We start from the raw sequence: 24,864 nt of genomic DNA on the forward strand, positions 1-24,864 counted from the left end.
ACCCGCCTGCCCTCACCTTTGATAAAATTTGCATTTCCGTCACTTCTTCAATTTCAGCATGTTGCAGATATTGTTCTTCTGGATCGCCGAAGAGCCGCCAAGAATGGGCATGATCAGGATGTCGCGGACATGGCGCTCCATGTCGAATTCCCTGATATAGCCATAAGCCCCCATGATCTGCTGGCAGGTGAGCACGATCTCCTGCGCGGCCTGGCAGACGAACAGCTTGGCCATCGCGGTTTCCAGCGGCGCCTTGCCCTCGCGATCGAGCGTCTCGGCGGTCTGATATGTGAGCACGCGGCAGGCGTGCAGCTTGGTCTTCACCTCGGCCAGCATGTGCCGGACCGACTGAAAGGCAGAGATCGGCTTTCCGAACTGGCAGCGATCCTGCGCATAGGCCCAGGCCTCGTCGACGGCAGCAGCGGCAATGCCCAGCGCCATCGCGGCGACTTCGATCTTCTCGATATCGAGGCCGGGGCCCACCAGCATCGACCAGGCATTGTTCCAGCCGGCCTCTTCCCCGACGATGTTCCGGAGCGGAACGGAAACGTCGGAGAAAGTGACGTCATAGGTGCCGGTGCCCTTCAGCCCCAAAGCGTCCTGTGCCTCGAAGGTGATGCCTTCGGCGAGCGACGGGATGAGAACGAGGGAGAGGTTCCTGTATTTCTCGTCCTTCGGCCCGGTGCGGACGAGCGTGTAGATATAGTCGGCGATCTTCGCGCCGGAGCAGAAGCGCTTCGATCCGTTGACGATCAGGCGATCGCCGTCGATCCGGCCCGTCGTGCGCACCGCCGCGACATCGGCGCCGACGTCGGGCTCGCTGATGCCATAGGCGAAGATCATGCCTTCATCGACGACCCGGGGAAGCAGCTCGCGCTTCTGCCGCTCGCTGCCGACCTCCGCGATATTGAGCCCGGCATAGCAGGCCGACTGGATATAGGGGCCGCCGACCGCCATGCTGCGTCCGCAAAGCAATTCGATCGCGACGATCGTCGCGCGAACGTCGCGCCCGCCGCCGCCATATTCCTCGGGCACGGTGAGCCCCATCAGCCCGAGTTCGGCCAGCTTGGCGTGAACGTCGTGCGGGAAGACATTGTCGCGATCCCACTGTCTCACCAGATCCAGCGGCATTTCCTTTTCGATGAAACGCAAAAGCGTTTCCCGCAGCATCTGGATGTGATCGGACTCCGGAAAATGATCCATCTTCTTCCCATGAATACGCGCCGACCTTGTGCGTCGGACCGCGCGTATTTCTTTATGAACGAGCTAAATTCAGCCTCGACGTAAGGCCAAAGCCATTCACCTTGAACTCGCATAAATGTGCGCCGGACGGCCGATCAGGCACTACAATCGGCAGAGGAAAACGAGTTTAAGGTGAGCCCTATGCGAGGCTAGTCCGAGCTCCGACACAGGGCGAACCGGCATTCGGACGCTCATCGCGACTCCGGATCATCGGCAAGACAATCAGCGTGAAAAGCCTCGATTCCCCTCTCTCCGAATGGACTGCGCCGCAGGACGCCGGGCAAGCCCGTTCAGGCAGCCTCGCATTGGGCGCCGCCCTGTCCGACGCCGCGCGCAAATGGGGCGACAAGCAGGCCGTCGTCTACCGGCATCAACCCGCGATCGCCGATGCGATATGGTCCTATGCCGCACTGAACGACAATGCGGAGCGCCTGGCGGGGGCATTGCTTGACCTGGGATATCGGCCGGGGGAACGGGTCGCCATCTGGGGCCCCAATCATCCCGAATGGGTGCTGCTCGAATATGCGTTCGCAAAGGCGGGGCTGGTGCTGGTCGCGCTGAACCCGCTGTACAAACTGGGCGAGCTGCAATTCGCGCTGCGGGATTCGAACGCCGCGGGCATTTTCCACGCCGATCTGATCGGCGGCGCATCGCCCGTCGACGTCATCGCCGAAGCGCGCAGGGACACGCCCGGTCTTCGCCACGTCCACTGCTTTTCGAGCATCTGGATCGGGCTGATGCGCGCATCGCCCTATGCGCGCGCGCATATCGACGTCGATCCGGACAGCGTCTTCATGATCCAGTACACGTCGGGGACGACCGGCGTGCCAAAGGCGGTGCGGCTTTCGCACCGGGCGATCAACACCACCGCCCAAAATTCCTATCGGATATGGGGGCTGGACGAGACCAGCCGCGTCTGCCCCGGCTTTCCCCTGTTCCATGTCGGCGGATCGGGCAATTCCATTCCCGGCGCCGCGCTGGTCGGCGCGACCACGCTGCCGCTCCATATCTTCAAGCCCGCGATCACGCTCGACATTCTCGAACGGGAGGAATGCACGGCATTCATCGGCGTGCCGACCATGTTGATCGCGATGCTCGACGATCCCTCGATCGCCGGCCGCCGGTTCGACAGTCTGAAGACGATCATCGTCGGCGGCGCGCCGGTGACCATGGATCTTCTCGAACGCTGCCAGCAGGTTTTCGGCGCCGATGTCATCAATTGCTATGGACAGACCGAAACCTGCGGCGTGACGACGACGACCATCCCGGCCGACAGCGCCGAAAAGAAGACGCGGACGAGCGGCGCAGCGCTTACCGGCGTCAGCGTCGCGATCCGGGACGATCAGGGCCGATCGGTGCCCCGCAACGAAATCGGCGAACTCTTCTACAGCGGCCCCGGCGCCATGCAGGGCTATGGCAGCATGGCGGGCGACCCGGACCGATCCGGGGGCACGGCATGGATCGCGTCGGGCGACCTGGCGCGGATGGACGATGACGGCTTCGTAGCGATCGTCGGCCGCAAGAAGGAGATGATCATCCGCGGCGGCGAGAATCTGTCTCCCGTCGAGATCGAAACCTACATGAAGGCGCATGAGGCGATCGGCGATGTCGCGGTCATCGGCGTGCCCGATACGAAATATGGCGAAGTGGCCTGCGCCGTGGTGCGCCTCCGCGACGGGGCGGACATCACCGGCGAAGAGATCAGGCAATGGTGCTTCGCGCGGATCTCACGCTGGAAAGTGCCGGACTATGTGGAATTCGTCGACGCGTTCCCGCTGACGCCGTCCGGCAAGATCCAGAAATTCATACTCCAAAGACAGATATCCGAGCGGCTGGGCCTCATCGAAGGCCAGCCGTCCGAATCCGTTTCATCAATCGAGGGAAACAGGCATGCGCTATGATCGCTACAAGGAACTTCGCGTCGAACAGGACGGCACTATCCTGACGATCACCGTCAACCGTCCCGAGACCAAAAATGCGATCAACCAGGCCCTGCACGAAGAATTCTCGATGATCTTCGACGAGGTCGATCGCGACAACGGCGTCGATGTCGTCATTCTTGCCGGCTCGGGCGGTTCCTTCTGCGCCGGCGGCGACCTGAAATGGCTGTTGTCGCTGCATGGCGACGCCGCGGCGACCAGCATCGGCATCCGCCGCGACCGCAAGATCCAGAATTCGATGCTCGACCTGGAGAAGCCGATCATCGCCAAGGTCGACGGCCCCGCGATCGGGCTGGGCTGCTCGCTCGCCCTCTATTGCGACTTCGTCTACGCATCGGACCATTCGGTGTTCGCCGATCCGCACGTCTCGGTCGGCCTCGTCGCCGGCGATGGCGGCGCGGTCATGTGGCCGCAGCTGATCGGCTATGCGCGGGCGCGCCGCTATCTGCTGACGGGCGATCCCATCTCCGCCCCCGAAGCCGCCGCCATCGGCCTGATCACCGAATCCGTATCCGCAGATGCGCTCGACGAGACCGTGGCGAAGATGGCGAGACGGCTGGCCCGGGGCGCCACCCATTCGATCAAATGGACCAAGGCATCGATCAATGCGGGCCTGAAAGTGACCGCCAATGCCGTCATCGACCGCGCAGCCGCCTATGAGAATGTGACCCAGCTGCTCGACGATCACCGCATCGCGCTGGAAGCGTTCCAGAACAAGGAAAAGCCGCAATTCACGGGGCGATAACGCCCCGACCTTCCGCGAGACGGATCGGGGGCGGACATGCCCGCCCCTTTCCGTTCATTTTGCGGTCAGGCTTTTTCGGTCCATAAGGCGCAATGACCCAATCGATGCCATCGAACTTCCGTGCCCTCCCGATCGCCCTCGCCCTGGCGGCGGGAACTTGTGGCTGGTCGACGACCGTATTTGCGCAACCGGCAGCGGCGCCGGCGACGGCACAGCCCGCATCGCCCGCCTCCACCGATGCCGATCCGATTCGCCTGACGGACGAGCAGCGGGACGCGATCCTGGACGCGAACACCGAGGAACGCGCCGCTGCGGCGCGCCGCGAGCCGACGGAATCGGAAGGTTTCGGACGGGGCATCCATGGCGAGATGGGCTTCATGATCGGAACGAATGGCACGCGCGGCGCCTATGGCACCGCTGACATTCCGCTCGGCGACAATGCCGGAGCCACGATATCGTTCGAAAGCAGCCGCTTCGGCTATCGGCGTTCGCGTTCGATCCCGCGGTGATTGCGCCATCGCCGGCCGTTCCGGCCATGACGTGGAAAACGGCAGCTTTGTCGGGTTTGTCCTGCACCAACGCATAAGCGGCCATATAATGCGCGCACCATTTGCCTGTCGGGAGAGGTAAGCTGTGCGTGTGTTCGTGACCGGTCCCACGGGCAGCGGCAAATCGACCGGGAAAGGCGCCAGTGTGCAATCAGGTGCCGTCCGATCGTCAATCTACTTCCGGAGCCGGGGCGGAAGCGGCCCCGCAATTCTCCTACCCAACAGTGGACGCTAATGGCGAAGTTTGGGTGGTTAGCTGCCGTTCCGGTTCGTTAGGTATTTTTGCTGCGCGGCCTCTTCCTCGTCGGTGAAAGGTCGCTCGGCCCAATGGGGCTCTGGTCGCCAAATACCCCATCCATTCCAATCGTAGTTTTTCTGAAACGCATCAAAATCGGACGTGGCGGTGAAGGTGTGCGCGAGTCTGGCATTAGGCATCGTCGCTAGACGAAGCTTGTCAGCCTGCTCGCTCGCCTGTGACATGGATTGCTCGCCTCCCGAGACGTCGCACCAGATTTCATGGATCAATTCTGCCATAGGTCCAGCATACCACATCAGACTGGACGGCCGCTATTGGGGCGTGAGCGGCCTGACCGGTCCTAGAGCGGCTTCGTCACTGCTGGACGGCGCATAATGGGTGGAAATCAGCCGTTGTCGCAGGCACATATCTCTCTAAACTCGATGGAATGGACCTGAGCGTGGAGGCTGCCCAACTTATTAGAGCGATGATTCAATCCTCTAGGTTCGCGGATCTGAGGGACATGATCGAAGGAGCTTCGAAGTATACAAATCGCTCACTGGGCGCGCCGGACGATCCGGGCGACCGGAAAGCATGGGTCATGGCTATATATCACATAAGGTTCCTTTCCGAATTTGGACCGGTTTCAGGCGCTGAAAAGGATGGGCGCTATATGACGCCCTATCCAGACGAATTTGAGGGCTGGCTTAAGCTGGGGGCGCCGGGAATAGACGAAGCCGATTTAGCGGACTACCTCGCCCAAAATCCCCTTTAGGAACGCACGGCAGCATCTGGGGCGCTAGCTGACCGGCAGGATCGGGAGCGTCCGCAGCGTGCGCAACGGCCGACTAGGGTGGTTAGTTGCCGTTCACATTATGCAGAATCTAGAAGAGCTTTACCCGCTTCAGTCCACGTGCCGCCCCTGCCAGATGGCACGACCAATCCGTACTTGACGAGCAGGTGCACTGCATCTTCTCCGGCGCCCATGCACATATGGTCGAGCCAATCGGCCTTGCCAGTGCCGATGTACTGCTCGCACATCCACGCTAGCGCGATCAGCAACTCTCGTTCTTCCTCTGCCATAGTCACATGCTGGACCGCTTGGTGGTCAGAGGCAAGGTCCGCTATTGGGGCGTCAACGGACAGTCCAGTTTATGAGCCTGCGCCCTAATCGCCCTCAAGCTCCAGCGACATCTCATAAGGCGGCCTCTTGTGGATCGGGATGTGCTTCCCGTCCGTCGTGGCATGGAACTCCCCCGCCCGCTCGCGCGGGTTGTAGAATTGCCTGTACCAGTTCCGCCCGAGCCGGAAATTGCGTTCGGTCGGCAGGCTCATGATCTGCAACGCGGGCACCTTGTTGCGCCAGATATCGAAATCCTGCTTGAACGCCGACAGCACTTCGTTCTGGAGGAAGGCTGCCTTGGCACGCTCTTCGTCGCCCGGTGCGTCACTCGACGCTTTCAGCAGATTGTTGTGCCAGACCTGGGTCACACCGTCGTCGACGGGGGTGTGGAAGATGAATTCGATCGAGCGGATATCGCCGATCGCCTGTTTCGAGAGAAGCAGGCCTGGCCCGGTATACCAGGTATAGGTCATCAGATAGGCGTCATATTCGCGGCGAAATCCGCCCTGCCGCTGATAATAGAGATGGCCGTCGAACTCATTCTCGAAATATTCGCAGGGCGCACCGTGCGTCGGGCCGAGATGGTTGGAATCCGCCATATTGTCGAGGATCTCCTGCGGGTGGATCTCCAGCCGCCCGAGATGATCATAAGCGCCGTTGATCCAGTCGCGCCGATCCCATTCGGGCAATGATGGGGGATCGAAATCGGGCTCTCCGCCTTCGGGATCGTGCCACATCATGATCGCGCCCATCACCTGCGTGACGCGATAGGATCCCAGCTTCGCCGCCTTGGGGCACGGCCCGTCGAACCCCGGAATGTCGTCGGCATAGCCCTCATGATTGAACCGCCAGCCATGATAGGGGCAGCGGATCGCGTCACCCTCGATCTGTTCGCCATGGATGACGATCGAGGCGCTGGTCGATGCGGCGAGATGCGCGCCCATATGGGCGCAATGCGCATCGAGCAGCACCAGCCGCCCGCTCTCGCCGCGGAACAGCGCGAAATCCTTTCCGAAGAAGCGCAAGGGCAGCGGCGCCTTGCCGAGTTCGGATGCCTCGGCGATCATGAACCACCCGCGCGGAAAGTCGAACTCGCCCAGTTTATAGTCTCTGGATTTGGCCACGACCAACGTCCCCATATTGTCTTGATGTGTACGAAGAATGCGGCCGTATCCGGCCGGATGCTCAGATCTGGTTGGCGCCCATGATTTTCGCCGCGGCGCGATAGGCGATGGTCAGCGCCGGCCCCAAAGTGCAGCCGGCGCCGGGATATTTGTCGCCCATGATCGACGATGTGCTGTTGCCCGCGGCATAGAGCCCTTCGATCGGTGCGCCCGCCTCATCGAGCACGCGGCCATCGTCGTCGATAACGAGGCCGCCCTTGGTGCCGATATCGCCGGCGAACAGCAGCGTGCCGTAGAACGGCCCCTTGTCGATCGGCCCCAGACATGGATTGGGAGAGACGCGTTCGTCGCCATACATGCGGTCGTGTTCGTCGGCGCCACGCCCGAATTTCTCGTCGACGCCGGTCGCGGCGAAGCGGCCCATTTCGGCCGCCGTCGCTTCCAGCCCGGCCGGATCGATGCCGAGCTTCGCGGCCAGCTCGCCCAGGGTCGATGCCCTGGTCAGCATCCCGTTCTTGCCGAACGCACCGGGGTTCATCCAGTCCGGAGACATGCCCGACTGCAACAAGCCGCCGAACATGTATCTCGCGCGATATCGGCTGTCGAAGATCACATAGGCGGGCACCCGATCCTTCAGATCGTAATTCTCGCCATACATGCATTTGCCGTAGGAATTGTAGGTGATCGATTCATTCATGAAGCGCCGGCCGGTGCGATCGACGATCATCAGCCCCGGTTTTGATTTCTCGAAGAACAGGATGATCGTCCGGCCGCCCCAGCGAACCGAGGGCGCCCACCAGGCTTCGTTCATCAGCCCGGTCGCGGCGCCGATCTTGCGGCCGGCCGCGATCAGGTCCCCCGTGTTGCCGGGGCTGCCGGCCGACCAGTCGGGCGAGGTGGGGTTGGCGAGATGCTGCAGCCGCATCGCCTTGCTCTTCTCGAACCCGCCCGCCGCGACGATCACGCCCTTGCGAGCGGTCAGGAGGCGCGTCTTCCCGCCCTTGTCCTGGGTGATGACGCCGCAGACCCGGCCAGCCTCATAGGCAAGCCCGGACACGGGCGTGTTCGTCCTGAATTCGATCTTCCGCGCCTGAACCGCCAGGAACAGCCGGCCGACCAGCGCCTCGCCCATGCACAGGCGACGGTCGCGTCCGCCGCGCAATCGGGCACCGATATCCAGAGCGTAGCGCACCACCGATCCCGCCGCGATCTTCTGCCAGCCCTTGGCGACCGCCTGCAGCTTAGACGCCTCGGTGATCGACAGGTTGATCCTGCCGAATGCCTTCGAGGCCGGCGGCATCTCGCGGAGCTGCTGCAGATGGCCGCCAAGCGCCCGACCGTCGAGCGGCGCGCAATCCATGGTGCGCCCACCCGGCTTCCAGCCGGGCATGCTGGGATAATAGTCGGGATATTTCTCGACCGGGCTATAGGGCACGCCGATCTGGCCGAGATAATCGATCATCGCCGGCGCCGTGCGGATATACATGCGGATCGTATCGTCGCCGATCTGCTCCGCCGGGATGACGGAGCGCAGATAGGCGAAGGCATCCTCCGCGCTGTCCGATATGCCGGCCGATCCGATCTTCGAGTTGTTGGGTACCCAGATGCCCCCGCCGGACATCGCCGAATTCCCGCCGAACTTGCCCTCCTTCTCAAGGACGAGAACGCGCGCACCCAGGTCCGTCGCACGCACCGCGGACAGCAGCGCGGCCGCGCCGGAGCCGACCACGATGACGTCGAAATCCTGCGCTGCCGAACCGTTGACGGCGACTGGCTTCATGTCGCGCGCCTGTTGCGCCGGTGCGTGAACCCGCTGGGCCGTGCCGCCGGATTCCAATCCGCTGGTGCCAATCGCATATATCCCCGCCCGATCATGACTGACTAGAGAAGACCTCGAAGGACACTCAAGTGAAACTCGCTTTAACTCACTAAAGCCGGCGATGCCCAAAGTCCGCCAATGCGAGTTTATCCTGAACGCTATCCATAACATAAATTGACGGAAGGCCGCAGTCCGGAGTGGCCATCCACGGACGCGATCCCAATCGAATGCAGCGCCTTCGCGCATCCGTCGCCGGGTGCGTTCCCCGTGGCATGGCCGCGGACCCGTCACGCGAACATCAAGGAAAACAGCGATTTATGGAAGGGGATCGGAAAATTCAGTTCGAAACTCTCACCTATGACGTCAGCGATGGCGTTGCGCTGATCACGCTCGATCGGCCGCAGCGGCTGAATGCCGTCAACAGTGTGATGAGCCGGGAATTGCCCGAGGCATGGCGACTGTTCGACGCCGATCCTTCGGCGATCGTCGCGATCGTGACCGGCGCGGGCGACAAGGCGTTCTGCACGGGCGCGGACCTGGCCGACCTGCCCGCCATGATCGTCGACGGGAATGGCGTGCCCGACATCGCGTCGATCCGATGGACCCCGCTCCAGAACCATGTCTGGAAACCCGTGATCTGCGCGATCAACGGCGCGGTGATCGGCGGCGGCCTGCATTTCGTCGCCGAGTGCGACATCGTGCTCAGCTGCGACCATGCCGAATTCTCCGATAGCCATGTCAGCGTCGGCCTGGTCTCCGCGCTGGAGACGATCGCGCTCGCCCGGCGCATGCCGATGGGCGCGGTGCTCCAGATGGCACTGGGCGGCCGGGGCGAGACAATCACCGCACAGGACGCCTTCAGGCTGGGCATGGTCAACGAGATCCATGCCGCCGGCGACCTGCTCGATCGCGCACGCACGCTGGCGGCACGTATCGCACGCAATTCGCCGGGCGCCATGGCGCGGACCAAGCGCGCGATCTGGGGTGCGAAGGAAACGGGCCTGCACGACGCGTCGATCAATGGATGGAATGCGATCGTCGCGCACAACCAGTCACATGATTTCGTCGAAGGGATCCGCGCGTTTTCGGAGAAGCGAACACCGCGCTGGGCGCCCTATTCCGGGCAGGACGGCAAATGATCGACGATATCCCCCTGCCCTCGACCGACGATCCGCTCGACCGCGTGTTCTGGGAGAATGCACGGCAGCATCGGCTGGTCGTCCAGGCCTGCGCTTCATGCGGCGAAATGCGCTTTCCGCCGCGTCCGATGTGCCCGCATTGCCAGTCGGAAGACCTGGTCTGGGAGCAGGTCTCGGGCGAAGGCGTGGTCTGGTCCTTTGCCAGTCCTCGCTCGCCCCTGCTGCCCGCGTTCGAGGCACTGGCGCCCTATGTCACGATCATCGGCGCGCTGAAGGAGAATCCGCAGATCAGGATGGCCGGCATGGCGATCAGGGACGAGCGCGGCGAGGTGACGGGCGTGACCGCGGACGATGTGACGATCGGCCAGCCCATCCGCATCCAGTTCCGCCAGGTGTCCGAAGGCTGCACCCTGCCCTTCTGGCGCCTCGGCACGAAGGCGCTGTCGTCATGGACCTGACCATCATGCCCCCGCTGCGCCGCCCGGTACTCGCCGTCGATTGTGCCGACGGACATATGGAGATCTCATCGTGACCGAGCCTGCAACCGCGTCCGGGCAAGGCCTGCAGGACTACGCTCTCGAGGATCGCTATCGCAAGACCGCGGGGCGCGTCTATCTGTCCGGATCGCAGGCGCTGGTGCGGTTGCCGATGATGCAGCGCGATCGCGATCTCGCCAACGGGCTGAACACCGCCGGCTTCATCTCGGGCTATACCGGCTCGCCGCTCGGCGGCTACGACACCGCGCTGAAAGGCGCCCGGCGAGAGCTGGACGCGCATCACATCGTCTTCCAGCCGGGCATCAACGAGGAACTCGGCGCGACAGCGGTCTGGGGATCGCAACAGACCGATCTGTTCGGCGAGGCGCGTTATGACGGCGTGTTCGCGCTCTGGTACGGCAAGGGCCCCGGGTTGGACCGGGCCGGCGACGCACTGAAGCATGGCAGCTATGCCGGATCGTCGAAACATGGCGGCGTGCTGGTCCTCGCCGGCGACGACCATGGCGCCAAATCGTCGACGGTCGCGCATCAGAGCGATCACGCGTTCGTCCATTACGGCATGCCCTATTTCAATCCGTCGTCGGTGCAGGATTATCTGGATTTCGGCATTTACGGTTTCGCGCTCTCCCGCTTTTCGGGATGCTGGGTCGGCATGAAATGCGTGACCGACACCGTCGAAAGCTCGGCATCGGTCAATGTGTCGGACGATCGGGTCTCGATTTCCCTGCCCGACGAGGACGAGCATCAGCCGGGCGCGCTGAACGCGGGCTGGGGCATCCATCCCGTCATGGTCGAACAGCGCCAATATCAGAAGCGCATTCCCGCGGTGAAGGCGTTCGTGAAGGCGAACCGGCTCAACCGTCCGATCATCCACGGCAAGACCGGCCTGCTCGGCATCGTCACCACCGGCAAGGCGCATCCCGATCTGATGCAGGCGATCGAGGAACTCGGCCTCGATCACGACCAATGCCGCGACCATGGCATCGGCGTCTTCAAGGTGGCCATGCCCTGGCCGCTGGAGCCCGAGCTGATTTCCGACTTTGCCCGGTCCTATCGATACGTCCTGGTGGTCGAGGAAAAAAGGCCGATCATCGAGCCGCAACTGGCCAGCCTGTTCGTCAACGACAAGGCCGCGCCGCTGCTGCTGGGCAAGCTCGACGAAAACGGCCTTCCCCTGATCTCGTCGGAAGGCGAATTGAACGCGCCGAACCTGGCTGAGACGATCGGCGCGCTGCTGGCGCGGCTGGGCGGCGAAGCGGCGCTCGCGGCGACAGGATGGCAGCCCAGATCCGCTGCCGCGCCCGTCGGACAGGGCGGCAATCTCGTCAGATTGCCGAGCTTCTGCGCGGGATGCCCGCATAACACGTCAACCAAGGTGCCCAAGGGCAGCGTCGCCTTTGGCGGCATCGGATGCCATGGCATGGCGACGTTCCTGCCGGAACGGAATACGCCGACCCTGTTCCAGATGGGCGGCGAAGGCGCGCCATGGATCGGCCTCTCCCCCTTCACCCACAAGACGCACATCTTCCAGAATCTGGGCGACGGCACCTATTATCATTCGGGCCTGCTCGCGATCCGCGCGGCCGTCGCCGCCGGGGTTAACATCACCTACAAGATCCTGGTCAACGACGCGATCGCGATGACCGGCGGGCAAAGCATCGAAGGCAAGGTCCGCGTCGACGAACTGACCCGGCAGGTCCATGCCGAAGGCATCCGGCGGATCGCGGTCGTCAGCGACGATATCGGAAAATATGACGGCCGGTACGATTTCGCGCCGGGCGTGACGATCCACCACCGCGACACGCTCGACGCGGTGCAGACCGAACTGCGCGAGGTCGAGGGCGTCTCGATCATCGTCTACGAACAATATTGCGCGACCGAATTGCGCCGCCGCCGCAAGCGCGGCACCGCAGAGGAGCCCGACCGGCGCATCTTCATCAACCCGCGCGTGTGCGAGGGCTGCGGCGATTGCGGCGTGCAATCCAATTGCATCGCGATCGAGCCGGTCGAAACCGCATTCGGCCGCAAGCGACGGATCAACCAATCCGCCTGCAACAAGGATTTCTCCTGCACCAAGGGCTATTGCCCTAGCTTCGTGACCGTGCATGGCGGCACGCCGCGCAAGCGCAGTGTCAGTCATGGATCGGCCCTGCCCGCCGAAGCCGCGATGCTCGCCGCGCAATTGGCCGAACCGAATGTCGCACCGCTCGATGCACCGTTCAGCCTGCTGATCACCGGCATCGGCGGCGCCGGCGTCGTGACGATCGGCGCGCTGCTCGGCATGGCCGCGCATCTGGAGGGCAAGGGATGTTCGGTGCTCGACGTCGCCGGCCTTGCCCAGCGCAACGGGCCGGTGACCAGCCATGTGCGGATCGCCGCGCGACCGGAGGAACTGCACGCCACCCGCATCGTCGTCGCGGACCTGATCCTGGGATGCGACATCGTCGTGACCACCGGTCAGGAGGTCGTCTCGAAAATGGCGCCGGACAGGAGCCGCGCGGTCGTCAATACCCGCGTCGCCCCGACATCGGCCTTTGCGAGCAATCCCGATCTCAACCTGACCGCGGACCGGATGGTCGGATCGATCCTCGGCATATTGGGCGACGCCCGCAGCGCTTTCGTCGATGCCGGAAAGCTGGCCTATGCGTTGATGGGCAACGAGGTGGCGGCCAATCTGTTCCTGGTCGGCTATGCCTTCCAGAAGGGATGGATGCCGATCGGCCTGAACGCGCTGCTGAAGGCCGTCGAGCTGAACGGCGTCAGCGTCGAGATGAACAATGTCGCGCTGACCTGGGGCCGGATCGCCGCCACCAATCTGCCTGCGGTCGAAGCCATTGCGTTCGGGGGATCCGAACAGGCGCCCGTTGAAAAGGACAAGACGGTCGCATCGCTCGTCGATCGTTTTGCGGACGAATTGGTCGGCTATCAGAACCGATCCTATGCAGACCGATACCGGGTGCTGGTCGAGCGGGTGCGCGCGGTCGATGCCGGGTTCGGCGACGATCAGGCGCTCACCAGGGCAGTCGCCCGCTATTTCTATAAGTTGATGGCCTTCAAGGACGAATATGAGGTCGCCCGGCTCTATAGCGATGCCGGCTTCATGCAGGCGCTCAGCCAGGAGTTCGAAGGCGATCTGCGCCTCGAATTCCATATGGCGCCGCCACTGTTGCAAAAGCGCGATCTGAAAACCGGGCGTTACCCAAAGCGGACATTCGGTCGCGGCACGATGCGCCTCTATGCCATATTGGCGAAGCTCAAAGTCCTGCGCGGCACGCCCTTCGACATCTTCGGTTATAGCGGCCACCGCCGAATCGAGCGCGAGCTGATCGCCAGTTACGAGACGATGATCGGCGACATTCTCGCGGCGCTCGACGCCGGCAATTACGGCCTCGCGGTCGAGATCGCATCCTATCCGGAGCTGATCCGCGGCTACGACACGGTCAAGGACGAGCATCTCGAAAAGGCGCAGGCCCGGCTTGCCGAACTGCTCGAGCGCTTCTTCCATCCGTCGCCGCAGGCCACGACGCTCGTGGCGGCAGAATAGAACAGACAGGATAGCGGGCGTCACCATCATGCTGAAAGACAAGACCGCGATCGTCGGGATCGGCGAGACGCCCTTTTCGAAAAACCTGGAGGAATCCGAATTCCAGCTGGCGTGCCGGGCGATCAAGGCTGCGCTCGACGATGCCGGCATCCACCCGTCCGAAGTCGATGCGCTGTCCTGCTACACCTATGAACAGACGCCCGAGTTCGAGATTGCGCGCAGCGTCGGCATGGGCGACGTCCATTATCTGTCGCAATCGCCGCATGGCGGCGGCGCGGGTTGCGGCGCGGTCGGGCATCTGGCGCTGGCTATCGCCGCGGGTGTCGCCAATGTCGGCGTCGTCTGGCGATCGCGCAAACGCGGCGCACCATCGAAACGGCTCTGGGCCGGGGTCCAGAGCGTCGTCGAGGATCACTGGAAATGGTCGAGGCCGCAGGGGCTGCTGCGCCCCGTCGACGAGGTCGCGGTGCTGACCAAGCGCTATATGCACGAATATGGCCTGACGCGCGAACAGCTCGCCGAAGTGGCACTGTCGATGCGCAGCTATGCCCGCAACAATCCTAAGGCGCTGATGGGATCGCGCGCGCTGTCGATCGAGGATTATATGGGCGCGCGGATGATCTCCGACCCACTGTGCCTGTATGACAATTGCCTGGAGAGCGACGGTGCGATCGCGCTTGTGCTTGTCCGCAGCGACCGCGCCGCCGATTGCCCGAAACCGCCGGTCCATATCCATGCCTTCTCGCAAGGCATGAAGCCGCAGCACCAGTTGATGACCGATTATCACAGCGCCGATCCGCTGCGCAGTTCGTCATGGAGTTGCGCGGCCAACCTGTGGAGACAGTCGGACATCAAGGCTGCCGACGTGGATGTCGCGCAGTTTTACGACGCCTTCTCGCCTCTGGTCCTGTTCAGCCTGGAAGCCTATGGCTTCTGTGATCGCGGCGAGGCCGGCGACTTCGTCGCGCGCGGCGACACCCGTGCGGACGGCAGGCTGCCCGTCAACACATCGGGCGGCAGCCTGGCCGAAGTCTATCTCCACGGCATGAACCTGATGACCGAGGCGGTGAAGCAGCTTCGCGGTGATGCCTGCACGCAGATCGCGGGTGCGCAGACCTGCCTTGTCACATCCTGCGACACAACGCCCAATGGCGCGCTCATCCTGCGGAATACGAGTTCAAAATGAGCCCGATCGGGACGTAGGATTTCGCCTGTTCAATGTGCGGTCGTCACTCCGATTTCCGTTGAAACAAGCAAAGCGGCCAATGGAATTCAGGGGAAACAACAAGTGAGCGGTGCGCATTTCCTGCCCATAGAGAGAACGATATTCACGGACGAGCATGAGCTGTTTCGGACGAACGTCCGGCGCTTCATGCAGGATTCGGTCATCCCGAATCTCGATAAGTGGAACAAGCAGTGCCACACCGATCGGGAGGTCTGGCTGGAGGCGGGCAAGCATGGCTTCCTCTGCCTGACGACACCCGAAAAATATGGCGGCGCCGGCGCCGACCGGAAATACAGCGCGGTGATGATCGAGGAACAGCAAAGGGCCAATGCAGCCGGCCCCGGTTTCGTCATGCATTCCGAGATCGTCGCCGGATATATCGAACGCTTCGGTGACGAGGCGCAGAAGGAGACGTGGCTGCCAAGGCTCGCCCGCGGCGAAGTCATCGGCTCGCTCGCCATGACCGAACCGCGCGGCGGGTCCGATCTGCGCGCGATCACGACCCGCGCCGTCGCGATCGGCGACGATTACATCCTCAACGGCACCAAGACCTTCATCACCAACGGCTATATCACCGACCTGATCATCGTCGCCGCCAAGACCGAGCAGGAGGATGGCGGCAGCAACCTGTCGCTGTTCCTAGTCGAGGCGGACCGTGACGGCGTCAGCAAGAGCCTGCCGCTCGACAAGGTCGGGCAAAAGGCACAGGACGCCGCCGAACTGTTCTTCGACGATGTCCGGATCCCCCGGGGCAATCTGCTGGGCCGCCAGGGCGAGGGTCTGCGCTACCTGATGCAGGAACTGGCGTGGGAGCGGTTGATGATCGCGATCCGCGCCGTCGCCGGCTGCGAGGTCGCGCTGGAATCGACCATCGATTACACCAAATCGCGCGAGGCGTTCGGCAAGAAGCTGATCGATTTCCAGAACACCAAGTTCAAGCTGGCGGAGTGCAAGACCAAGACGCAGATCGCACGGGTCTATATCGACCGGTGCATCGAGCTGGCCTGCGCCGGAACGCTGAGCGCCGAAGCGTCGGCCATGGCCAAATGGTGGTGCACCGAGCTGCAGAACCGCGTGCTCGACGAGTGCGTCCAGCTCCATGGCGGCTATGGCTATATGCTCGAATATCCGGTCGCGCGGGCATGGACCGATGCGCGCGCGCAGATGATCTACGGCGGCACGAACGAGATCATGAAAGAAATCATCTCGAGGAGTTTTTGATCATGGTCGCGTCCCCGGATTTCCCCGATGACGGCGTCGCGCTCGTCATCGGCGGCAGCGGCGGCATCGGCAGCGCGATCTGCGAGAAGCTCGCCGAGGCGGGCAGCGATGTCGTGCTGACATACCGCACCAACAAGGCAGCCGCCGACCAGGCGATCGCGGCGGTCAACGGACATGGCCGCAGCGCGGCATCCTATGCGCTCGCGATGGAGGATGCGGCGAGCGTCGCCGCCGTCTGCGCGGAGATCGTGGCGAACCATCGCCGCATCCACTCATTGGTCAATGCCAGCGGCTCGCACATCGCGATGAAGTTCATCGGCGATATCGGCACCGACGAGTTCAGACAGGTGATGGATGCCGACACCAACGGCTTCTTCAACCTCGTCCACGCGCTGCTGCCCCATATGCGCGAACGGGGTGGAAGCTTCGTCACGATCAGCACCACCGGCCTGCTGCGCTGGCCGGCAAAGGACGCGCTGTCGGTCGTGCCCAAGGCTGCGATCGACGCGCTGATGACCGGCATCGCGCGCGAAGAGGGCCGCAGCGGTATTCGCGCGAACACCGTTGCATTGGGCCTGATCGACGCGGGCCTGTTCCGCAAGATGATCGGGGTCGCCTATGACGATGCCTATATCGAAGCGGCGAAACGAAACTCCGCGCTAAAGCGGCTGGGGACGGCGGAGGAGGTCGCCGAAGCGGTGCTGTTCTTCGCATCGCACCGCGCGCGTTTCGTCACGGGACAGACGCTGACGCTCGATGGCGGCTACAGCCTTTAGATGGAGACGGATTTCAACGTCGTCATCTGCGGCGCCGGCGCCGGGGGCATGCTCGCCGCGGTCCGCCTGCACGATCTGGGCCTGCGCCCGCTGCTCGTCGAAAAATCATCCCGATATGGCGGGACGTCGGCGACATCGGGCGGCGGGATCTGGATCCCCGATCATGGCATCGGCGTCGAGCCGGACAGCCGCGAACTGGCGCTGACCTATCTCGATGCGGTGTCAAAGGGCGACTTCCGCACCGACAAGCTGGCCGCTTATGTCGACCATGGCCGCGACATGATCCGTTTCCTGTCCGACATCGGCGTGGCGATGATGTCGATCCCCGGATTTCCGGACTATATCGCGGGCGCGCCCGGCGCATCGACCGGGCGCTCGCTGTTCCCGGTGGAAATGAACGGCGCAGATCTCGGTGCGGATTTCTTCCATCTGAGGGAGTCGCCATCCGGCTACAAGCTGTTCGATCGCTATGCGCTCAACCTCCAGCAAAGCTTTGCCTTGTCGGCACGGAAATTCGGCTGGCAATGGACCGCGGCGAAGCTGATCCTCAAATATTGGCTGGACCTGCCCTGGCGCGGAAGGACCCCGCATGATCGCCGGCTGACCATGGGCCGCGCGCTGATCGGCGGATTGCGCAAGGCGATGCTGGAGCGGAACATTCCGCTCATGCTCAACTGCGCGCTCACCGGCCTTGTGACCGAGAGCGGCAAGGTGGTCGGCGTCGAGGCGCTTTCCAGGGGCAGGACAACCACCTTCACGGCGCGTCATGCGGTGATCCTTGCCGCGGGCGGATTCGAACAGAACCAGGCGCTGCGCGACGCATTGCTGCCGGTTCCCACCAGCAGCAGCTGGAGCCTGACGCCGCGGGGCATGAATGTCGGCGACGGGCTGACGGCGGGAATGGCGGTCGGCGCCGATACCGAATCGCTGGACGCGAACTGGTGGGCGCCGAGCATGCAATTGCCGTCGCGCACGGTGCCCAATCTCGACATCGCACAGCCGATGTTCTTCGATCACCGGCATCCCTATAGCCTGTGCGTCAACCGGCTCGGCCGCCGCTTCGTCAACGAGAGCTGCTCCTATGACGAATTCGGCCAGGCGATGATCGCCGACCACCAGAAAACCGGCGCCAACACGCCGTGCTGGATGGTCTTCGACGCCAAATTCCGGAAAGCCTATCCCTGCGGCGCGATCCTGCCGAGTTTCGTCATGCCGGATCGCAGTATTCCGGTCGAATGGTGGGACAGCTATGTCTTCAAGGCCGACAGCCTTGAGGAGTTAGCCGCAAAGATGGCGGTCGATGCCGCCACGCTGACCGAAACCGTCGCAAGGATGAACCAATATGCGGCCACCGGCCGGGACGAGGAATTCGGCCGCGGACAGAACCGGTTCGACATGTTCTTCGGCAAGCAGGATGTCGCGCCCAACCCCTGTATGGGCCCGATCGACCAGGGCCCCTTCTATGCGGTGCAGATCGACCTTGGCGACCTGGGCACCAAGGGCGGCCTCAAAACCAACGCCCATGCCCGCGTGCTAACGAAGCTGGGCGACGAGATCGGCAATCTGTACGCGATCGGAAATTGTGCGGGGTCGCCCTTCGGCAATTGCTATCCCGGTGCCGGCGGCACGCTGGGGCCGGCAACGGTCTTTGCCTATATCGCGGCGAACGATATCGCCGCCCGGTCGCGGAAGGATGACGCATGATCAAGCAGGTGGTGTTCCTGAAGGCCCGGGACGGGATGGAGCCCCGGACCTTCATCGATCGTTACGAAACCGGCCATGTGCCGCTGGTGCAATCGCTGCTCCCCTATTTCTCCGCCTATCACCGAAGCTATGTGCTGCCGGGCGCGATGCTGTCGCGGGATCCTTCGCGCCAGGCCGCGTCGAAGCCGGATTTCGATGTCGTCACCGAGATCTGGTACGAGGATGGCGACAAGCTGACGGCGCTTGCCGCGGCGATCGAGGATGACGGCATCGCGACTGCGATACGGAACAGCGAGGCGGCGCTCTTCGATCAGGCCGGCATGTTCGAGTGCGACGAATTCGTCACGCCGGACGCCATGCTTCAGCCGCGCCCCGCCAGCCATGCCGGTCGGCCGGCAATCAAGCTGATCGGCCTGATCCGCAAAAAGGCGGGGATGTCGCGCGATGCGTTCATCCGGCGATATGAGGACGGCCACTGCCCGCTGGCGCTCAGTGTCCTTACCAAGGACGGCAAACCGGCCTTTGCAAGCTATCGCCGCAGCTTTCCAAAGGCCGATGCGCAGCGCCCGATACCGGCGATACCGTCACCGCGGATCGAGCCGTTCTTCGATGTCATGGTCGAAGTCTGGTTCTGGAACGAGGCGGACTTCCAGCACTTTCAGCTGCACCGTGCCGATCCGAAGGTCGACGCGATCGTCACGGCAGACGAGTCTCAATTGTTCGATCGCGCCTCGATCATCATGCTCGCGGTGGAGGAGCATGTCTCGGGCATCGAGGCTTAGATCTGCTGTCATCCCCGCTTTCGCGGAGATGACGCCGTGGGTGCGTCACAAAATCGTGCAGCCTGCCGGGCCTATGCCCGCATATAGGCCATCGACAGCTTGACCATCTCGTCGATGAATTCCTCATCGGTCATGTCGGCCGGCTCTTCCATGATGTAGCGCCTGATATTCGACAGGACTGCGATCTCGAGGATGTTGAGCGCCTGATCCAGGTTTTTCGGGGTGATCTCGCTCCGATGCCGTTCGAACAGCGCCTTGCTGGTGGCGTGCGTGAACTTCTCCACCGACAGATTTCGCGTCAGCTGGACAAGTTCCGGTGTCTGCTTGGCAAGTGAATAGAGCAGGACCTTATGCTCGCGGAAATTTTCGAGCAGATATGTCAATATCCTGCGGCTGGCTTCATCCAGTGGGAACTCCATCGATTCCCGCAAGATGAGCCGTACGCCATTCGCGAGCCTGGAGACCTTCAGCTCGATCAGCGCCGAGAGGACGGCATCCTTGTTCGGAAAATATTGATATAACGAACCGATACTGACGCCGGCCCTTTCGGCGATATAGTTTGTCGTCGCCTTTTCATATCCGTCTTTGAGGATGATGATCTCGGCCGCCTCCAATATCGCTTCCGAGGTTACCTTTGCCCTGCTTTGAATCGGCGTTTTCCGTCGCAATGTTCAAACCCTAAAATTGGAACTTTTCCGCACGGCTACAGAATATGCCTTCCGACCTGGGGCATGCGGGATCGCATGCCCCAGGCTTTTGTCTTGTCGCGATTTTCGAGCCGTTCGATGATTCCATCGAACTAAAAATCGCTCTAGGGAGGCCTGCATATCGCCCCTGAAAATCCTGCCCGCCAACAGATCGCAGCTTGCCGATCCCGTCGGCAGGTCCATCGCGACTATCAGCCATGAGGCGGTTTCGCCACTGCAATTTGACTGGCGTACACCGCATCATATCCTTGCATTGGCCGGATCAACGCCAATAGCGCTTCATATCCATGAACGCCTCGAATGCGCCTTCCGCCCGGTGCAGCATCCGCTCCCGCTCTCGACGTCCGATCCTGGGGAGTTTGACGTCCAGCCCGTGCTTCCCGATCACTTGGGGGACCGTCACAAGATCGTTCAAGGCGCCCAGTCTGTCCTGAAGATCCTCCAGCGCCTTCAGAAACGCCTTTTGCCGTCGGCGGGACTTTTTGTCGCGGTAGAGCGCGGCGAAGAATTCGGCGGCATAACGAAGTGTCTTGGCCTCGATCCGGACCTCGTGCCGATCCCGGTCCGACAGCGAGGCGAAATTCCTGCCACGGCGTTTCATCCGCTTGCGATGCTTTTCGAGCAGGCCGTCGGCCAGCAGCCGGACCGGCTGGTGAAGCGCGGTCGGATCCTGCGGTCGCATCCGCCAGTCGCCCAGCGCGAGCCATTCGGCGAGATCGATCATGAGGAGTCGGGTTCGCGCGGACTCGAGTTCGGTCCGGACGACATCATGGATGCGCGCGCGTGCATCCATGATCGGTTCGCGCTCGCCTGCCTCGACCCTGTCGATCACTATGTCGAGATTGCGCACCTCGCCCAATTCCGCCGCCAGCCATTTGAGCTCGCCGCGCAGCAATTGCGCCTTCGCATCACCGGCCAGCAAAGGCTTGTAGAGCGTAAAAGCCGATCGCAGCCGGCGCAGGCCGATCCGCGCCTGGTGAAGCGCCTCCGCCCCTCCCCCGGCAAGGAGCAAGGCTTCGTTCAAACGGAACTGGCGAAGGCATGCGTGCGCGATCGTTTCGAAAGCGTGCGCCGCATCGTCGCCGGGATCGAGTATGATGGGCTCGTTCCCGAAAGCCGTGACGGCATCGCCCGCGACCAGGGCATAGCCCCGTTCGGCCTTCGAGCGTACGCCCAGCCGGACCGGAAGGACCTCGTTCATGCGTCGGGCGATGTCGAACAGGACACCGGACGGCCCGCTCTTCAGCTCCAGTTCGATTTCGCAAAGCGGTTCGGAGCGTTCGCCCGCCCGAACGTCGCCCTCGTCGATCGCAATCTCGATCGTCGCCCCCCGCTCGCTATGGAGATGGATCGTCCGCCTGACATCGGTCGCGAAAAGGCGGACAAGCGCGTCGAGCACTTTCCGGCCGACCATCGAAGTCAGGGGGCCGGCGGTTTCGTCGACGATCGGCGTGCTTCCCTTGATGGGGTGTTCCCATTCGGGCCTCACGAACAAGCCCGCTTTTGCCTTCGCATCGGCCTTGATCGTCTGAATCCGCTGCCGCCCCTTCTTGCGGATGCGCAGCGAGAAGCCTGCAGCGCGCAGATCGAGGCCGGGCGTGTCAAAATAGACGGATTCAAGCCGATCGGACGCACGCATCACGCCAAACAGGGCATCCCGATCGACTTTCCCAAGCGCCACCGGATCCAGCTCCAGCTTCAGCTCGACCTCAAGCGAACCCTCCATCACGATCTCCATGAAGTCTATGGATATCCACGCCGATATGGGCCTGCCAATCGCACATGAATATTGTGATTGTTCGAGCCGCTCCGGGCCATCCCTCATTTCGGCCCATGCGCCATTCGACGCGGCTCGCTATCCTATCACTTCCGTCGACGGATGGCGCTATCGCAACCATCGTGCGGAACGCCGATGGCCGCTTCGACCCGGGTCGCGCCTGTCCGCCTGGCCCCCGCAAGTGGATTGATTCCCGCTTCGCCGTCGGTGGAGGATTTGTTACGTCTCCGAATCTTGCTTGAGAAATCGGGGAGTGGGCGGTGGACAGAGTTGCGTTGGGGCAGACGCTGCATTTTCCCATTCGAAGCCGGAATGAGGGGCTCCAGACCACGATCACGCTCGCCCTGACCCCGGAAGTCCGGGGTAACGGCGTTTCGGTCGGACTGAAGATGGTGATAACGCCGGTCACCTTCATCGACCAGAACGGCACCCCCTCCCCCTATAAGGTCGCGTGTCGCGAGGCGAATCTGCAATTTCGGACGATCGGCGGCACGCTCTCCGTGACCGCGGCCACCCCGCCGGATATCGGCATCGAGCGCACGACCGAAAGCAGCAGCGAGCGCACGATCAAGGCCAATCCAAAGATCGGCATCAAGGTCGGATTCAAGGAAGTCGGCCTCGATGCGGAAGTCGGCGAGTTCGCATTCTCGAACAAGAAATCCGACGCCCGAAAGGTGTTGGGTACCGACTACACGCCCGAAATCCGCCAGAAGACGCAGACCGACACCGCCTATTGGACCATCCGCCCCGGCGAGCTGGAAAAGCGGGATGCGGTGCTCGACTGCGAGCAGCATTTCACCGCGGACTGCCAGTGGGACGCTGCGCGTCAGGGGCAGATCCGGCTCTTTTCGACGGCGGAGGTCATCAGCCGCGAGGGCATCGCCAAATCGGGCATGAGAGGCATGCTGCTGCGCTTCATCCACTGGCAAAAGGCACGGCGGGTGTCGAACAACGCGCAGCCGGAATTTTTCGAGATCGACGAGGGCTGACGAATGGCGAGCATTGCTTCCGGACCCGTCATATTGTCGCAGAGCGACATGGCTTTGATCGCCCGGATCGAGGCGGATGGAGATGTACACGATCTCGGCGCGCTGATCGGCGCCTCGATTTCGGATTTCGGCGACTTCCTGGTCGATGAGGAAGCGCTCGGCTGGGCGGAAGCCTTTGAAGCAGGCGCGCAGGTCGAGGCTGTGGGCAACGCCCGTGTCGCGAAGGCATATGTGAGCGCGGTGACGCGGCGCCTGCCGCTCTGGCACGACTTCGACCGTGTCGGCGAAGAGCTCGATCGTCATGCGGGACGCATTCTCGCGCTTCCGTCACGGGAACGCATCGCCATTGGCGCGGAACTCGACCAGCTGATCGCCGATGCGACAACCTATCTTGCCGGCACCGCACCCGATAATTTCCGGCACCTGCGCGATACGGTGGGCGCCTTGCGCAGGGACGGTCGGGTCGAAGTCATGACCGAGCAATCGCAACCGGTCTCACGACGCGTCCCGGTCGCCGTGGCGACAGGCACAGGCGGACTGGCCCCCCGTGTGAACGCCCGCAACTGGCAGAGAATCAAAAGACCGGACGAACTGGCAAGGCACGCGGCCAATGACCGACGCAAGGCGACCTTCATCGCCGAACCGCTGGAACGCGGCTTCGGCCTGACGCTCGGCAACGCATTGCGCCGCGTGCTGCTCTCCTCGCTCCAGGGCGCCGCGATCACGTCGATTCGCATCGACGGCGTGCTGCACGAGTTCACGAGCCTTCCCGGTGCGCGCGAGGACGTGACGGATATCGTGCTCAACGTGAAGCAGATCGCGATCCGCATGGATGGCGACGGCCCCAAGCGGCTCCGGCTTTCGGCAAAGGGGCCAAGGCAGGTGACCGCAAATATGATCGGGGGTGCCGATGGCGTGACGATCATGAACCCCGAGCTTGTGATCTGCACGCTCGACGAAGGCGCTTCGCTCACGATGGAACTGATCGCGAATACCGGAAAGGGCTATGCGCCCGCGGTTGCGAACCGGCCGGTCGATGCGCCGGTCGGCCTGATCCCCATCGACGCGCTCTACTCGCCCGTGCGTCAGGTCACCTATCGGGTCGAGAATACGCGTGTCGGACAGGAACTCGATTACGACAAGCTCACCCTGAGCGTGGAAACCGACGGCACCGTCCACCCCGAGGATGCGCTCGGCTATGCCGCGCGTATCCTTCAGGATCAGTTGCAGGTCTTCGTCCATTTCGACGAGGGGATGGCGCAGACGCCGATGCCGGCCGCCCTCCCCGCGGCGTCGGAAGAGGATAATGACCGGATCAACCGCTATCTGCTCAAGAAGGTGGACGAGCTGGAATTGTCGGTGCGTTCGGCCAACTGCCTCAAGAACGATAACATCATCTATATCGGCGATCTCGTGCAGAAGACCGAAGCGGAGATGCTGCGGACGCCGAATTTCGGCCGCAAGTCGCTCAACGAGATCAAGGAGATCCTCTCCGGCATGGGCCTGCGCCTCGGCATGGAGATCCCCGGATGGCCACCCGAACAAATCGAGGAGGTGGCACGCATGATCGACCAGGAGCTTCTGAGCTAACAGGGTGCGATATCAGGACCATGTAAATGGTAGCGGAGGAGGGACTTGAACCCCCGACACCCGGATTATGATTCCGGTGCTCTAACCAGCTGAGCTACTCCGCCCCAAGGGCGCGCGCCTTAGCGCGGAGGCGGGCT

General features: G+C 62.8%; 19 protein-coding genes and 1 tRNA gene. 13 read left to right on the top strand and 7 right to left on the bottom strand.

Annotated features, from left to right (window positions below):
- Positions 1 to 39 precede the first annotated feature (39 nt).
- Positions 40 to 1,203, bottom strand: a complete 1,164-nt coding sequence (locus AC3WN8_RS22780; RefSeq protein ID WP_492671785.1) for an acyl-CoA dehydrogenase family protein — start codon at positions 1,201 to 1,203, stop codon at positions 40 to 42.
- A gap of 266 nt (positions 1,204 to 1,469) precedes the next feature.
- Between AC3WN8_RS22780 and AC3WN8_RS22785 the strand changes: the two genes are divergently transcribed.
- The 3 genes from AC3WN8_RS22785 (at position 1,470) to AC3WN8_RS22795 (ending at position 4,436) form a co-directional block, all read left to right on the top strand.
- The gene (locus AC3WN8_RS22785) at positions 1,470 to 3,143 is read left to right on the top strand and encodes a class I adenylate-forming enzyme family protein (RefSeq protein ID WP_492671786.1); all 1,674 of its coding nucleotides are present in this window, start codon (positions 1,470 to 1,472) and stop codon (positions 3,141 to 3,143) included.
- Positions 3,133 to 3,927, top strand: coding sequence for an enoyl-CoA hydratase/isomerase family protein (locus AC3WN8_RS22790; protein WP_492671787.1), 795 nt, complete (start codon positions 3,133 to 3,135; stop codon positions 3,925 to 3,927). The genes AC3WN8_RS22785 and AC3WN8_RS22790 overlap by 11 nt, the downstream gene beginning before the upstream one ends.
- 104 nt (positions 3,928 to 4,031) lie before the next feature.
- Positions 4,032 to 4,436 (top strand): hypothetical protein, encoded by a 405-nt coding sequence (locus AC3WN8_RS22795; protein WP_492671788.1) that lies wholly within the window; start codon positions 4,032 to 4,034, stop codon positions 4,434 to 4,436.
- Between the two features lie 291 nt (positions 4,437 to 4,727).
- On the opposite strand, the gene AC3WN8_RS22800 is transcribed toward AC3WN8_RS22795, so the two are convergent.
- From AC3WN8_RS22800 to AC3WN8_RS22810, 3 genes are all read right to left on the bottom strand, one after another.
- A complete protein-coding gene (locus AC3WN8_RS22800; RefSeq protein ID WP_492671789.1) occupies positions 4,728 to 5,009 on the bottom strand; it encodes a hypothetical protein in 282 nt (93 codons plus the stop codon).
- Positions 5,010 to 5,877: 868 nt separating this feature from the next.
- The gene (locus AC3WN8_RS22805) at positions 5,878 to 6,957 is read right to left on the bottom strand and encodes an aromatic ring-hydroxylating dioxygenase subunit alpha (RefSeq protein WP_492671790.1); all 1,080 of its coding nucleotides are present in this window, start codon (positions 6,955 to 6,957) and stop codon (positions 5,878 to 5,880) included.
- Positions 6,958 to 7,018: 61 nt separating this feature from the next.
- Positions 7,019 to 8,737, bottom strand: a complete 1,719-nt coding sequence (locus AC3WN8_RS22810; RefSeq protein WP_492671791.1) for an FAD-binding protein — start codon at positions 8,735 to 8,737, stop codon at positions 7,019 to 7,021.
- A gap of 356 nt (positions 8,738 to 9,093) precedes the next feature.
- On the opposite strand from AC3WN8_RS22810, the gene AC3WN8_RS22815 reads away from it, so the two are divergent.
- From AC3WN8_RS22815 to AC3WN8_RS22850, 8 genes are all read left to right on the top strand, one after another.
- Positions 9,094 to 9,915 (top strand): enoyl-CoA hydratase/isomerase family protein, encoded by an 822-nt coding sequence (locus AC3WN8_RS22815; RefSeq protein WP_492671792.1) that lies wholly within the window; start codon positions 9,094 to 9,096, stop codon positions 9,913 to 9,915.
- Complete coding sequence (locus tag AC3WN8_RS22820) at positions 9,912 to 10,373, top strand: Zn-ribbon domain-containing OB-fold protein (RefSeq protein WP_492671793.1); 462 nt, start codon at positions 9,912 to 9,914, stop codon at positions 10,371 to 10,373. Before AC3WN8_RS22815 ends, AC3WN8_RS22820 begins: the two co-directional genes overlap by 4 nt.
- Before the next feature lie 70 nt (positions 10,374 to 10,443).
- The gene (locus AC3WN8_RS22825) at positions 10,444 to 13,956 is read left to right on the top strand and encodes an indolepyruvate ferredoxin oxidoreductase family protein (protein ID WP_492671794.1); all 3,513 of its coding nucleotides are present in this window, start codon (positions 10,444 to 10,446) and stop codon (positions 13,954 to 13,956) included.
- 28 nt (positions 13,957 to 13,984) lie between these two features.
- Positions 13,985 to 15,142 carry a thiolase C-terminal domain-containing protein gene (locus AC3WN8_RS22830; protein ID WP_492671795.1) on the top strand — a complete coding sequence of 386 codons (1,158 nt, stop codon included), beginning with the start codon at positions 13,985 to 13,987 and terminating at the stop codon, positions 15,140 to 15,142.
- 102 nt (positions 15,143 to 15,244) lie between these two features.
- Positions 15,245 to 16,402 (top strand): acyl-CoA dehydrogenase family protein, encoded by a 1,158-nt coding sequence (locus tag AC3WN8_RS22835; RefSeq protein WP_492671796.1) that lies wholly within the window; start codon positions 15,245 to 15,247, stop codon positions 16,400 to 16,402.
- 2 nt (positions 16,403 to 16,404) lie between these two features.
- Entirely contained in the window at positions 16,405 to 17,178 is a 774-nt protein-coding gene (locus AC3WN8_RS22840) for an SDR family NAD(P)-dependent oxidoreductase (RefSeq protein ID WP_492671797.1), read from the top strand.
- Positions 17,179 to 18,882 carry an FAD-binding protein gene (locus tag AC3WN8_RS22845; RefSeq protein ID WP_492671798.1) on the top strand — a complete coding sequence of 568 codons (1,704 nt, stop codon included), beginning with the start codon at positions 17,179 to 17,181 and terminating at the stop codon, positions 18,880 to 18,882.
- Positions 18,879 to 19,664, top strand: coding sequence for an EthD domain-containing protein (locus tag AC3WN8_RS22850; RefSeq protein ID WP_492671799.1), 786 nt, complete (start codon positions 18,879 to 18,881; stop codon positions 19,662 to 19,664). The genes AC3WN8_RS22845 and AC3WN8_RS22850 overlap by 4 nt, the downstream gene beginning before the upstream one ends.
- 71 nt (positions 19,665 to 19,735) lie before the next feature.
- On the opposite strand, the gene AC3WN8_RS22855 is transcribed toward AC3WN8_RS22850, so the two are convergent.
- Positions 19,736 to 20,278: a TetR/AcrR family transcriptional regulator gene (locus AC3WN8_RS22855; protein WP_492671800.1), complete on the bottom strand. Its 543-nt coding sequence runs from the start codon at positions 20,276 to 20,278 to the stop codon at positions 19,736 to 19,738.
- Positions 20,279 to 20,633: 355 nt separating this feature from the next.
- Positions 20,634 to 22,097 carry a CYTH and CHAD domain-containing protein gene (locus tag AC3WN8_RS22860; RefSeq protein ID WP_492671801.1) on the bottom strand — a complete coding sequence of 488 codons (1,464 nt, stop codon included), beginning with the start codon at positions 22,095 to 22,097 and terminating at the stop codon, positions 20,634 to 20,636.
- A gap of 311 nt (positions 22,098 to 22,408) precedes the next feature.
- Between AC3WN8_RS22860 and AC3WN8_RS22865 the strand changes: the two genes are divergently transcribed.
- Together AC3WN8_RS22865 and AC3WN8_RS22870 are read left to right on the top strand one after the other, a co-directional pair.
- Positions 22,409 to 23,137 carry a hypothetical protein gene (locus AC3WN8_RS22865; RefSeq protein ID WP_492671802.1) on the top strand — a complete coding sequence of 243 codons (729 nt, stop codon included), beginning with the start codon at positions 22,409 to 22,411 and terminating at the stop codon, positions 23,135 to 23,137.
- 537 nt (positions 23,138 to 23,674) lie between these two features.
- Entirely contained in the window at positions 23,675 to 24,727 is a 1,053-nt protein-coding gene (locus AC3WN8_RS22870) for a DNA-directed RNA polymerase subunit alpha (RefSeq protein WP_492671839.1), read from the top strand.
- 27 nt (positions 24,728 to 24,754) lie between these two features.
- Here AC3WN8_RS22870 and AC3WN8_RS22875 read toward each other — a convergent pair.
- Positions 24,755 to 24,831, bottom strand: a tRNA-Met gene (locus AC3WN8_RS22875).
- Positions 24,832 to 24,864: the final 33 nt, after the last annotated feature.

It is taken from the genome of Sphingobium sp. FW305-3-2-15-F-TSA7 (genome assembly GCF_058787155.1).

Coding starts and splice junctions, on each gene's coding strand:
- AC3WN8_RS22780 (WP_492671785.1), bottom strand. CDS start 1,203: ATGGATCATTTTCCGGAGTCCGATCACATCCAGATGCTGCGGGAAACG.
- AC3WN8_RS22790 (WP_492671787.1), top strand. CDS start 3,133: ATGCGCTATGATCGCTACAAGGAACTTCGCGTCGAACAGGACGGCACT.
- AC3WN8_RS22795 (WP_492671788.1), top strand. CDS start 4,032: ATGCCATCGAACTTCCGTGCCCTCCCGATCGCCCTCGCCCTGGCGGCG.
- AC3WN8_RS22800 (WP_492671789.1), bottom strand. CDS start 5,009: ATGGCAGAATTGATCCATGAAATCTGGTGCGACGTCTCGGGAGGCGAG.
- AC3WN8_RS22810 (WP_492671791.1), bottom strand. CDS start 8,737: ATGAAGCCAGTCGCCGTCAACGGTTCGGCAGCGCAGGATTTCGACGTC.
- AC3WN8_RS22815 (WP_492671792.1), top strand. CDS start 9,094: ATGGAAGGGGATCGGAAAATTCAGTTCGAAACTCTCACCTATGACGTC.
- AC3WN8_RS22820 (WP_492671793.1), top strand. CDS start 9,912: ATGATCGACGATATCCCCCTGCCCTCGACCGACGATCCGCTCGACCGC.
- AC3WN8_RS22830 (WP_492671795.1), top strand. CDS start 13,985: ATGCTGAAAGACAAGACCGCGATCGTCGGGATCGGCGAGACGCCCTTT.
- AC3WN8_RS22840 (WP_492671797.1), top strand. CDS start 16,405: ATGGTCGCGTCCCCGGATTTCCCCGATGACGGCGTCGCGCTCGTCATC.
- AC3WN8_RS22845 (WP_492671798.1), top strand. CDS start 17,179: ATGGAGACGGATTTCAACGTCGTCATCTGCGGCGCCGGCGCCGGGGGC.
- AC3WN8_RS22850 (WP_492671799.1), top strand. CDS start 18,879: ATGATCAAGCAGGTGGTGTTCCTGAAGGCCCGGGACGGGATGGAGCCC.
- AC3WN8_RS22860 (WP_492671801.1), bottom strand. CDS start 22,097: ATGGAGGGTTCGCTTGAGGTCGAGCTGAAGCTGGAGCTGGATCCGGTG.